The following is an 11,527-nucleotide window of genomic DNA, read 5'->3' as shown; positions in this document are numbered from 1 at the left end:
TTACCTCTCCCTGTCATTCCACGAGCCTGAATGCCCGATAATAATTGTCATCCTTGATTTCCGAGAAAAGTACGAGTTCTTGCCCATCATAGGTTCCCGGGAAAAACATCACCACCGGCACGTGATCCACGGATTGGTGCAGGTTGTTCAGTACTTTGTGGGAACGGAGCAGTGGATAGCACTTGCCGACCCCGGTCAGGAAAACAACCGCGTTCTGCGGGGTTCGTTCCCGAATATGCTGAACAATCACGCTCGAATCATCGCTGATTTGAAGCAATCGCCCAACGGACTCCACGATCCGCTCCATCCCTTTCTTTTTCTCGAACCGAAAGCAATCTTCCATGAAATCTTCCTGCTCCAACGTGTCGATAATGATGTCATACAAATCAAATACCAACAATTCAAAGTCATGGTAAGACTTTGAATATTTCGCTTCCATATACCGGGTCCATTCTCTAATCACCATTTCCTGCTCTGCCGGATAATCAAATACGTAGTAGCCGACTTCATTTCCCAGGCCTTTATTCTGGCGAAAACTTGGTTGTTTAATAATCTCCTCTGCTTGTTCCAGCCGTTCCTGAAGACTTGCCATTATCTCACTCCTGTCAGTGCGTGTATCATCAGGTCCATCCCATGTTTTCGCAGCCATGATTCCAATTCAGGATCCAGAATGGGTTTAAGTATTTCTCTGCTCCCGGGAGCTCGATCCGTCAGACCGGCTGCCATCAGCATCGTCTTGTAGCACCTTCCAAGGCGTTTCAACGTATATTCCGTCCAAGTAGCCACTTTGTCGCTTTGGAGTTGTTTCTCCTTAAAGAAAATCCGAATATCGCTGTCTGCCAGTTCGTGGCTTCCGACAATCATTTTCTCCCGAACGACCTCATAAACAAATTCAAAAAACAATCGATCTGTCTGCATAATAGCTACCAAAGCAATCAGCTTCTGGGTTGACACATCACTCTGCTCGAACAAAGGATAAATGGAAGCGTCTAAACTGGCTGCTCGTATGGCTATGGTATTCATAATTTGCGTAGCTCTTTCCTGAGTTGGAGCCGCAAAAATATTTTGTTCCTTATTCAATGCCTTAATATCGGTTAATGTCATTCCTTGACCTAAAAGGTGAATCACCTTGCGAAATTCGGAAAACCAGAAGGATTGTTTTACGGTTCCTGCACTGTATTCTCTTAGTTTCATCCCGTTACTCACCCGTAACTTTCCATATATATTGATGTTATTTATAAAGATACACACTAGTACTAAGATACCATACTTATGGTCTATCCAAATAGTGCTGACTGCAAAAGTAAGGTTGGAACAATTACTGTATAGTATAGAAAAACAGGCTCTTCTGAGAACAGCCCATTTCAATAAAACATCTATGTATAAGCAATAAAACGAAAAATCTAATTATAACAATTTTTTTACAATAATTGAAACTTTGCCTAACTATTTGATGTTAGTTAACTCCATGTAAATCATGATAAAAAACCAAAAAGAAGTGCACAAGTTCAAAAGTTCTCCAAAACCAAATCTCACGCAAGCATTCGGGTTTGTCAAGATCTTTGTGTAAACTCCATTGAAGCATGCACCGAAGGGGATTGGTCGTTTCTTACATAAGTAGTTGCCGACTCGAGCCGGAAAGGAAACCGAAAGTTGAAGCAGCATCTGCCCCCAGTTTTGGACACGGCCAGTGCATTTTCAGGCCCCATCCATCGTAGCCAGGTAGATCATTTTTAGCAAGGCTTCATCAGCAGGAACTTGTACAGGAAGACGGTAACTGATGCAAAAAATGGGATACTAACCGCATCCCATTCTCACACCGTCCCCCGCCTCACCTCATAAAAATACCGCACCACAGGATGCTTCATCTTAACCTTCTCGGCCATACTCAAAATTCGCTTTTTCCCCACCCTTTTATCCAGCAGCGCAAAAACATTCATTATAATCTCACTGCTCTCCAAGCTTTTCTCAATCGAAGTCGTTAAGAACTTATTTGCCTCCACAGTGAAATTCGATTTACTTAATGCAGCTTGTGCCGCCATAAGCTCTTTTGCAAGTTCAGTCATTTTTCTATTTCTGGCAATGACAATGAGCCGATCCTCCGGCACCGGCCCTTTGGTATCTTTTCTAACGGCTTCGATTTCTTCCGGGCTGATAGGAATTACAATTTCCGGGTCATTTTTGATCTCCAGCTCCGTTTGATACCATCGGATTCCGCTGGTTTTATCCCTCATATCGAATACATTCTTTTTATCCACCGAAATATAACTGCTCCCTGCTTTATCGGGTAAATAACGGTAGCTTGTTGCACGGTATTCAACCCTGCCTTGTAGGGCAGGACTGAGAAAGCTCTCCAGCTGCTGCTTTAATTTGCTCCAAGACATGTAATCCCCCTATATGGTTAGGCTTTCATAGCCAAGTCAGATTCTATCGCCGATTGCCTTAATCAAAAAAACATCCCTCCAAGATGGGGGATGCCTCACCACATTCTCTGTTTAACTGGCGCTCTTCTTCATGGCTCAATGAAGCATTATCAGTACCAACGTCACGACTCCATTTTATCACATGGTCCGCAAATTCCTAAAGTAACAGATTCAACAATTATTGACTGCTATGCTCCCTCGTCTACTTCCCAAAAGTGAATGGATTAGGAAAAATATCTCGCTCGAGCATAATGCCTGCCATCCACACCCTACTGCTTAGCGAGCCGAAAGCCAGTCTGACGTCTAGGGACATACCTATTAGGGTCAAATAAGGTATCAGGCGCCGATGTTTCTTGATCTCCGCAAAAAACACAAATACTGCACCTCCAATTGTTAGTTGTGGTTAACAATCGGAGGTGCAGTTCATATCCTTTGGCTTTTTTATATAACAGGGATAATTAATATCAAGCCTTAGGCAATTCATTAAAGAAAGCGACATCTTCTAGCGGTAATCTTAACGTCCGGTGTCCGGGCTTTGCCGCCTTACCGATGGCGATGAGCATAACTGGAGCGTATCTCGCCGGAATATTAAACTCTTCTACAAATTTTATTGGGTCAAAACCGCCCATCGGGACCGTATCATAGCCTTTAGCACGAGCGACAAGCATCAGCTGCATGGATACCAGTCCACTATCAATAAGTACTTTTTGGAGTACATTTTCTGGAGGCATACTTGCAAACAGTCTTTGGTAGCGCTCCACGAATGATTTAGCTGTTTCTTCAGGCATGTACCCCGCATCGACCGCCATCCCGTAAACTTTCTCGGCCATTGTATAGCCTTCCAAATCTCCAAGCACCGCAATGACAGCTGAAGCCTCGATCACTTGCTGCTGGCTGTTGGCGATCGGAAGCAGTTTTTGCTTTAGCTCCTGCGAGTCGATGACGAGAAACCGCCATGGCTGGAGATTGGCGCCAGAAGGAGCCAGCGTAGCCAGCTGCAATATATCTTTCATTTCCTCCCGTGAGATCTTTACTTCGGAATCATAATACCTTACAGATCTTCGATCTTGAATAACATCAAAAAACTGCGCCTCCACCTTCTGAGACGATTGTTCAATGGACATACTTATCTCCTCCTCATAAATACCTTGCCTCATGCTGGCACAATATGTTCTAAATAATTAAGCAGTGGACCTTCAAGACCAATTCAACCCTAGCAGTTAAATAAGCTCTATTGTTACTATAAATTATTAAGTATATACTTTAAAGTAGACACATTATTTTTATATAGCTCTATAAATTAGACTAACTATACTATAGTAAGGGATGATTTTGTGGATATCAGCAAAGAGGACGAACAATGTCTCATCTCCATTCGCGAGGCTTTGGAGGTTGTTCGCGGAAAATGGGCTATTTTGGTACTCACCTTACTTAGTCTGGGCCCTCAGCGATTTAATCAGATGCGAAGACATTTAGACAACGTCAGCATCAAGTCTTTAACGGATGTCCTGCGTCATTTTGAGCAGCATGGAGTCATCAACCGCCAGGTGTTCCCTACCTCACCTGTTACCGTTGAGTATTCGCTAACAGATAAAGGAAGGGCGTACATCCCTGTACTTCGGGAAATGCGCATATGGGGTGAAACCTGGGGAGGAACATCGGAAGCACTTTGATGATGACGAACCCCCGCTTAGGTTAAATAAAAGCTCAGACTGGCTCTTAAAAATGAAACGGCGACAGCTGAGGACAAGCAAATAAAGTCCTCGACTGCCGCCGTTTCATTGAACTAATGTTTACCGTTTAGCACAATCGTTATTATGTCCCGCAAGATGCTAAACCAGGTCCTGTTTGACTAGGGCATGTACAACGATTACGGGGATTGATCCAATAGGAGTGATAGTGCAAGGGACCTCTACCGCTCTTCTACCGTTCCTCTACCGCATCCTGTTCCCTGCTGCCAAATTCATCAAGCAGCGCACGCACTTCATTTGTCGACTTGGCATTCATCAAGTGATTTCTCAGTTCACTTGCCCCGCGGAATCCACGCACATAAATCTTAAAAAAGCGGACAAGGGCGCTGAAGGAACGTCGCATCTGCGCTGAATATTGATCATGGAGATCCAGATGCAGCCGCAGCAGATCAAGCAATTCTTCGCTGCTGTGTTCCTTGGGTACCTTCTCAAAAGCAAACGGATTTTGAAAAATCCCCCGCCCAATCATAATCCCATCTACCCCATATTGCTCAGCGAGCTTAAGGCCGGTCTGACGGTCAGGAATATCCCCATTAATAGTCAAAAGGGTATGCGGTGCCACTTCATCGCGAAGCTTCTTAATCTCCGGAATCAGTTCCCAGTGAGCGTCTACTTTGCTCATTTCCTCTCTGGTCCGCAGATGAATGGACAGATTCACAATATCCTGTTTCAAAATGTGGGTTAACCAGCCGCGCCATTCGTCTACTTCCGTAAAACCGAGCCTTGTTTTTACACTGACGGGCAGCCCCCCGGCTTTGGCGGCTTGGATGATTTCCGCTGCGGTTTCGGGACGGCAGATCAGACCGCTTCCTTTTCCGTTCTCCGCTACATTGGCTACAGGACAGCCCATATTGATGTCGATCCCTTTAAACCCTTCTTTGGCCATCCCGATGCTCATTTGGCGAAAATACTCCGGCTTATCTCCCCAGATATGGGCGACGATAGGCTGTTCATCCTCTGTAAAAGTGAGCCGCCCGCGCACGCTTTGGTGCCCCTCCGGGTGACAATAACTCTCTGTATTCGTAAACTCCGTAAAAAACACATCCGGTCTGGCAGCTTCACTCACCACATGGCGAAACACAACATCGGTCACATCTTCCATAGGCGCCAGTATAAAAAATGGCCGTGGTAAATCACGCCAAAAGTTATTAGTCATATCTAAACCTCTCTATCGATGCAAAATAAATCTTGATCCCAAATTGCAAAAGAAAAACCTGTTTATACCCCTATTTCTATTTCGAAACATGTTTAAGCGCGATTTGAAGAGACTGCTTTATTGTATCACATGGTGTGCAAATTTCTAAACCATGTGCTGCATCGGTCTCTATTATGAAAGACCTGACAACCCGATAGGTAACCTTGCACCTCCTTAATTTACAAGTCTCTTATTCACAAATAAAAAACCAGACTCCTTCTCCATTAGAACAATAAAAAGAGTCTGGTTTTGTGCGCTTTCAGGCATTTTCTTTAGCTAAACTAGTTGGCGTTCCGGTTATCGATAAGACTAGCCTTAATCAAAAACCGCTGTACAATCGCCGCAGTTTCGGCGCGTGTCAGTTTGCCGGTTGGCCTCAATCCTTCTGCCGATCCTTCCACGAGACCGTTCTTCACGGCTGCGGCCACGGCCGGCTTCGCCCAAGAGGCGACCGTTGTCCAGTCTGCAAACGAAGACAGCAAGGAATCGGCATCAGCAGCGTCTACTCCAATATCCGCCAGCTTCATCGCCCGGGTTATGATCACCAGTGCTTCCTGCCGGGTAATCGTCTGATTAGGGGCAAACGTCCGATTCCCGTAGCCTTCAATCAAGCCATATTCCACAGCTTTAGCGACAGCACCTGCATACCAATCAGTAGACTGGACATCAGTGAAGTCTGCCGAACTGCCGTTGTCGGACAATCCTAAAGCCCGTACAACGATGGCTGCAAGCTCTGCACGTGTAATGATAGCATCAGGATTATAATGGTTCTCATCGGTACCATTGACAATCATCCGGGAAGCCATGTCATTTACGGCCTGCTTTGCCCAATGCTCTTCGACATCCGCGAATGTCTTCGGATTCCAGATCAGGAAGTAATCGCTATTGGTCAGGCTGTTTACGACCGCATAATTTTTCCCTTCACGAGTCGTAATATAGGTAGGGACATGGCGTACGCTGCCGTCCGTTTCCAGTACGGCAGCCGTTGTTACCTTGCTCGGGTCAACACCGTTGGGAAGCGGAATCTCGCGTTCCACATAGCTGCTGAACTGCTCGACGCTTACCGTTTTACCATTATAGGAAGCCATTACATTGAAAGTGACAGGCTGAGCTGCAATCTCAAAGCCTTCATGAGCCGCAGCTGTTTCTGCAAGAACCTCAGCAGCTTTATCGCTCTTGGCAATCTCTACATGAACGATGATATCCGAAAGCTTGATCTGTTCGCCTAGTTTAGCAGAGATATCGTTGATGGCGATCTGCCCGGCAGGCAGTTTATAGGTGCCGTTTGGTGTCTGCACCTCCAAAATCACTTGTTTGTTTTCCATACTCTTCACCGCTTCGCCCGTCAAAGCCACCAATGCTTTGTCCACATTGGCAGTCACGGGGATCACCACGGTGGACTGATCTGCCGCATGGTTGAGCTGAGCAGCCAGCTTGGTTGAATCGATCGTAGCCGTCAGTACCAACTTGCCGTTCTCACTGGTAGTTGAGCCTATAGCAATTTGATCTTTCACAACACCATCAACAATGACTTGAATGCCGGCAGGCTGCTCAGTAGCTGCCGTGTCAGGCGTAGATGGCTTGCCAGAGTTATTCGAATTGTTCGAGTTGTTTGAGTTATTCGAACCGTTGCTTGTCCACTTCGCATACAGCGTCACATCGGATGTGACCGTATCCACCGTGAAGTTCCAAGCGTTGATGCCCATGGCTTCCTTGTACCAGCCTGCGAACGTGTAGCCCGCTCTCGTCGGCGCTGGCGGAGCGCTGATCGTCGCGCTGTTGTCCACATTGGTAATACTGGAAACCGTACTACCTCCCTGTGAATCGAACGTTACGGTGTGCTGCACCGTTCCTTCTTTGATCGTTACCTTCCCAGGGATCAACGACTTTTCCATTTCAGTCCCGTATGAATCGAGGATCGAGAAGGGAAGAGGACCATCCATCTGTACCGTTAGTGCCTTATCACCTAATGCTGCCCCGCTCTTCACCTTAAAGCTGACGGTAAACAGCTTCTCTCCGGCGATGATCGGCGTATCTCCCGCATCACTGTCTACCCATACTGTCTTGAGCCAGCCTGCATCGTTATCGTAATTGAAATCGAAGTAATCTCCAGCATTCCCCTTGACACTTGTTACTTCCAAGGACTCCGTGTCAAAATTAAGCTGTACGCTGTATGCAGCTATGCCATAGGTGGAGTCGGCCACTGTAACCGGCACGTCTACCGTAGACCCGGGCGTTCCGCTCACTGAACCGGTCTGGATCTGAGCCGCGTGCCGTGTCCACTTCGCGTACAGCGTCACATCTGACATTACCGCCTCTTCTGCGAAGTCCCATGCGCTCGTTCCCTCTGCTTCCTTGTACCAGCCTTCGAACGTGTAGCCCGCCTTCGTTGGCGCTGGCGGAGCAGTGATCGTCGTACCGCTGACCACATCGGTTGCACTCTCAACCAGGCTGCCTCCCTGCGAATCGAAGGTCACGGTATATTGCTCTTGATCAGCCGGTATCCACTTCGCATACAGCATCATATCGGACGTTACCACATCCGTCATGAAGTTCCACGCATCCGTCCCAAGCGTATCTTTGTACCAGCCTGCGAACGTAAAACCCTCCTTTGTCGGAGCTGGAGGTTCGCTGATTGTCGTACCGCTGACCACATCAGTTGCACTCTCAACCAGGCTGCCTCCTTTTGTGTAAAACATCACCGTATGTTTCGTATTTGATGCCTTTACCGTGATCTTGCCTGTTTCCACCGTTGTGGATGCGATTTCGTTACCCTCATAGAGATCATGCTTAGGCACAGTCAGATTCAAAACGCCAGGCTGCGCAGAGTCCTTGATCTTGAAATGAAGGGTGAGCACCTTTGTCTCATCCATTATAAATACCGGATTGGCTTTTACCTGGATCGTCCCCTTGTTGGTGAAATCCGCTTCATAGCTTCCCCCATCTGAAACGACATCCAATTCATCCGTAACTTCATTCCCGGGCACCAGCTCCAGAGACGTGTCATCGAACTCGATCGAAATGTCGTATTGGTTAATCAAATCCTCCGGTGTCAAATACACCGATACGGTAACGGTATCCCCGGGATACCCTTCTTCGCTGCTTACCTTCATCGAGTTTGACGCTGCATCCGACTTCGCATGGCCCGTTGTTCCGAAAGATAAAAACATAACAGCCGCCAGCATGGTCGAAATCCATTTTTTCCAACGCATTAAATCAACCCTTTCCTGCGGTGATGGCAAGGATCGTTTTGATATCCTCATCGTCCCATTGCCCGTCGCCATTCATATCGAGTGCCTGCAATTGCTCCGGTGTCAGCGTAATCTTGCCTTTGATATATTTGCTCAACAGAAGCGCGTCCGCAGCTGTCACTTTACCGTCGCCATCCGCGTCCCCCATAACAAACTTCGTGTAATACGCGGTATACGTCACATCCGCCGTCACCGTCAACGCCGCTACCTCTTGACTGCTAAGCTTCGTGATTCCTCCATCGCTGCTCCATCCTGCAAAATGATATCCGTCATCAGGTGAGACCGTCGGTACTGCTGCCGGATGTCCGCCGATCTCTACCTGCTCGTTCGCCCCACTAAGCGTACCATGATCTCCTTGCAAGTAGCTGACCGTTACCTGCTGCGGTGTCGAGTCTTCCCGACGCTCAGACACATAAATTTTTGAAACGTCCGACCAGGCTAGATACATAGCATTATTCAACAAGGCAAAAGATGTAACGTTGCCGGTATTCGTATCCGGCAGTCCCTGATCCGCCGGGCTCCAATTCGTACCGTCAAATTCTTCAACTCGGCTGTTCCAATGGAAGCCTTGCGAATCCAAATCATTCCAAACAGCAACCAGCTTCTGATTATATACGAACAAATTAGGATCCTGTGATTTATCTCCCGCCGCTTTATCCAAATTCCCGCTGCCCACGGAGCTCCAGGTGCTTCCATCGAAGCTGCTTATCTTCAACTGAGTAGGATTGTTATCCCTCCATACCGCGTATAACAGCCCGTTATAGGCTTGCAGAACCGGGCTTCCTGCCGATGTCGTTGTATTCGTAATCCCCAAATTCCCTGATACATTCACCCAAGAGACCTTTCCCGCACTGTTGATCGTTCTCTTCATGACAGGAATATAAGAGTAATAGGGGCTGTCCGCCATTTGCTCGCTCCAAGTTAAATAAAGCTCGTCTTGATAGACTGCGAGCCGCGGCCCGAATGCCGTTCCGTTTGGAACGAACGTCATATCTTCCGCTTCGCTGGTCCAAACATTGCCGTCATATTTTTTGACTTGAATTTTTCGACCCGTACTTCCATCCGAAGTACCCATCCATGCCGCATACAAATCATCCTGATAGACGAGGAGCACAGGCAATTCGCCTCTACCGCTGCCACTTACAGGGTTATTTCCATTCGTCGTAGAGACCCATCCTTCCCCACAATTTTTCTTGACCATAACCTGGTTGAACGGATACCCTCCCATGGATGAGGTTTCAGCTTCCGTCCAAATGGCGTACAAACAGCCCTGATATACGGTAAGCGAAGGACTGCTTGCACTGCTGCTCGACATAAAGTTCAGGCCACTCCCGTCATCAGCTGAAGACCACTGACTGCCGTCCCACTTCATTACTCTTATTTCTGTTTCCTGCTGCATCTGGTTATTCATAAATTCCTTTTGCTCTGACCATGCCGCATACAAATGGTTGTTCCAGGATGCGATGCTCGGTCCCCTTGCATTAGAGTTCGCACTCGAACCTGCACTTAGCCCGCCCCCATCGATCGGTTCCCACACAACTCCTGGGGCTGCGGAAATAAGGGCATAGCTTGTGGCCTAGGCAACATCCAAAAAATCGCGACGCTTCACAGTGTGCGGAGTGTATGTGGCAACACATGGAGTGCTGGTGAATTTGATAACCGAAATTTGGCTTGTATCTGACCGAATCTGATTCGTTCAGCAAGCCCTACCTTAGTGTGGATTCGCCGGTCATGGTATGATTTCACGGGAATTCAGGTTGGAAGGCCCCTTGAATTTGACGAACCTTATCGAGTATCATTAGAGTGAGTTATAGATAAGAACCATAATTATTGACTGCATGCCCGCCATGTCGAACGATCAAACGGTAAAAGGAGTTGCTTTCGAGAAAATGAGTCTGGATGATCGTACGACCACGCCGATGTCAGATAATGCCAATGGGTCGCTTAAAGCGGAAACCATCAGACTAGCTAATCTGATTTATACTCATTCTTCGCATGATGGGACCTATGCCGCGCGAATCCCCGGGTTATATGTCAATCGCTATTCGCGAATAGAAGCCACGGATTATGTGCATACCATTTACTCGCCTGCTGTCGGCATTGCAGCGCAGGGTAAAAAAATCATAACCGTCGGAAAGGATGTCTATGAATACGGAGGGTCACGGATTTTTATTGCTCCCGTTGCCTTACCGGTTGCAATGAAAACCATTTTGGCCAGCCCTACCGAACCGTTCTTGGGAGTAGGGCTATATCTCGACCCGCAAAGGATCGCGGCGTTGGTACCGAAAGTATATCCGCATGGCTTGCCAACGATTCGTAATCGGCGTGCGGGCTATGTCATGGATGCTGATTTGGCTCTGATTAATGCCATGGCAAGATTGGTCGATTGTCTCTCTAGTCCCGGCGATGATCATTTAATTGCCTCGCTCATCATGGATGAGATTTTCATTCGACTTCTTCGCAGTCCCATTGGCGTTTACGTTGCTGAGACAGTTTTTGCGGAATCCAGCGTACAGCGGGTTGTAAAAGCAATTGACTGGCTACAGAACAACTTCTCCCAGCCATTTAAAATCGCTGATTTGGCAGAGATGGTCCATTTGAGCGAATCCTCTTTCCGTGAGCATTTTAAGTCCGTCACCGCGATGAGTCCCTTGCAATACCGCAATGTACTGCGTCTTCAAGAAGCCAGGCGTCTGATGTTATCCAATCAAATGGATGCGACGACTGCATGCCGGATTGTGGGATATGCGAGCGATTCCCAATTCAGCCGAGAATACAGTCGTTTCTTTGGAAGCCCGCCAAACAAAGATATCGCCAGATGGCGCCAAGAAAGACGGAATTTAAACTGATCAGGATGCCTCGTCGCCTTTTTTTCATATCCCCGCTGCTTCAAGGCTTAGCGCTTTT

The 11,527-nt window shown here is 47.4% G+C and carries 9 protein-coding genes and 1 pseudogene; 2 read left to right on the top strand and 8 right to left on the bottom strand.

Translation table 11 applies throughout. The features are described from left to right. Positions 1 to 13: 13 nt before the first annotated feature. The 5 genes and pseudogenes from AWM70_RS00250 to AWM70_RS00235 all read right to left on the bottom strand — a co-directional run bounded on the left by AWM70_RS00250 (position 14) and on the right by AWM70_RS00235 (position 3,547). Positions 14 to 592: a DUF1788 domain-containing protein gene (locus AWM70_RS00250; RefSeq protein WP_068693299.1), complete on the bottom strand. Its 579-nt coding sequence runs from the start codon at positions 590 to 592 to the stop codon at positions 14 to 16. Then, entirely contained in the window at positions 592 to 1,194 is a 603-nt protein-coding gene (locus tag AWM70_RS00245; RefSeq protein WP_068693298.1) for a DUF1819 family protein, read from the bottom strand. The genes AWM70_RS00250 and AWM70_RS00245 overlap by 1 nt, the downstream gene beginning before the upstream one ends. Positions 1,195 to 1,614: 420 nt before the next feature. Continuing rightward, positions 1,615 to 1,755, bottom strand: a pseudogene (locus AWM70_RS23680) (IS256 family transposase); the annotation flags it as partial. A gap of 59 nt (positions 1,756 to 1,814) precedes the next feature. Next, a complete protein-coding gene (locus AWM70_RS00240; RefSeq protein WP_068693297.1) occupies positions 1,815 to 2,384 on the bottom strand; it encodes an SF0329 family protein in 570 nt (189 codons plus the stop codon). 503 nt (positions 2,385 to 2,887) lie between these two features. Further along, complete coding sequence (locus AWM70_RS00235; RefSeq protein WP_068693296.1) at positions 2,888 to 3,547, bottom strand: nitroreductase family protein; 660 nt, start codon at positions 3,545 to 3,547, stop codon at positions 2,888 to 2,890. A gap of 210 nt (positions 3,548 to 3,757) precedes the next feature. Between AWM70_RS00235 and AWM70_RS00230 the strand changes: the two genes are divergently transcribed. Beyond that, complete coding sequence (locus tag AWM70_RS00230) at positions 3,758 to 4,096, top strand: winged helix-turn-helix transcriptional regulator (protein WP_068693294.1); 339 nt, start codon at positions 3,758 to 3,760, stop codon at positions 4,094 to 4,096. Between the two features lie 250 nt (positions 4,097 to 4,346). Here AWM70_RS00230 and AWM70_RS00225 read toward each other — a convergent pair whose 3' ends face one another. The 3 genes from AWM70_RS00225 to AWM70_RS00215 all read right to left on the bottom strand — a co-directional run bounded on the left by AWM70_RS00225 (position 4,347) and on the right by AWM70_RS00215 (position 9,935). Continuing rightward, entirely contained in the window at positions 4,347 to 5,330 is a 984-nt protein-coding gene (locus AWM70_RS00225; protein WP_068693292.1) for a tRNA dihydrouridine synthase, read from the bottom strand. 320 nt (positions 5,331 to 5,650) lie between these two features. Beyond that, positions 5,651 to 8,581, bottom strand: a complete 2,931-nt coding sequence (locus tag AWM70_RS00220; RefSeq protein WP_068693290.1) for an InlB B-repeat-containing protein — start codon at positions 8,579 to 8,581, stop codon at positions 5,651 to 5,653. Positions 8,582 to 8,585: 4 nt separating this feature from the next. Continuing rightward, entirely contained in the window at positions 8,586 to 9,935 is a 1,350-nt protein-coding gene (locus AWM70_RS00215; protein ID WP_237167794.1) for a dockerin type I domain-containing protein, read from the bottom strand. Between the two features lie 523 nt (positions 9,936 to 10,458). Between AWM70_RS00215 and AWM70_RS00210 the strand changes: the two genes are divergently transcribed. Beyond that, positions 10,459 to 11,469 carry an AraC family transcriptional regulator gene (locus AWM70_RS00210; RefSeq protein ID WP_237167793.1) on the top strand — a complete coding sequence of 337 codons (1,011 nt, stop codon included), beginning with the start codon at positions 10,459 to 10,461 and terminating at the stop codon, positions 11,467 to 11,469. Positions 11,470 to 11,527 lie beyond the last annotated feature (58 nt).

It is taken from the genome of Paenibacillus yonginensis (assembly GCF_001685395.1).
Taxonomy (GTDB): Bacteria; Bacillota; Bacilli; order Paenibacillales; family Paenibacillaceae; genus Fontibacillus; species Fontibacillus yonginensis.
This window is presented reverse-complemented; position numbering and strand designations above follow the sequence as displayed.

Excerpts from the sequence above, each read along its gene's own strand:
- AWM70_RS00250 (WP_068693299.1), bottom strand. The coding sequence starts at position 592 with ATGGCAAGTCTTCAGGAACGGCTGGAACAAGCAGAGGAGATTATTAAA.
- AWM70_RS00245 (WP_068693298.1), bottom strand. The coding sequence starts at position 1,194 with ATGAAACTAAGAGAATACAGTGCAGGAACCGTAAAACAATCCTTCTGG.
- AWM70_RS00225 (WP_068693292.1), bottom strand. The coding sequence starts at position 5,330 with ATGACTAATAACTTTTGGCGTGATTTACCACGGCCATTTTTTATACTG.
- AWM70_RS00240 (WP_068693297.1), bottom strand. The coding sequence starts at position 2,384 with ATGTCTTGGAGCAAATTAAAGCAGCAGCTGGAGAGCTTTCTCAGTCCT.
- AWM70_RS00235 (WP_068693296.1), bottom strand. The coding sequence starts at position 3,547 with ATGTCCATTGAACAATCGTCTCAGAAGGTGGAGGCGCAGTTTTTTGAT.
- AWM70_RS00210 (WP_237167793.1), top strand. The coding sequence starts at position 10,459 with ATGCCCGCCATGTCGAACGATCAAACGGTAAAAGGAGTTGCTTTCGAG.
- AWM70_RS00220 (WP_068693290.1), bottom strand. The coding sequence starts at position 8,581 with ATGCGTTGGAAAAAATGGATTTCGACCATGCTGGCGGCTGTTATGTTT.
- AWM70_RS00215 (WP_237167794.1), bottom strand. The coding sequence starts at position 9,935 with ATGTCGAGCAGCAGTGCAAGCAGTCCTTCGCTTACCGTATATCAGGGC.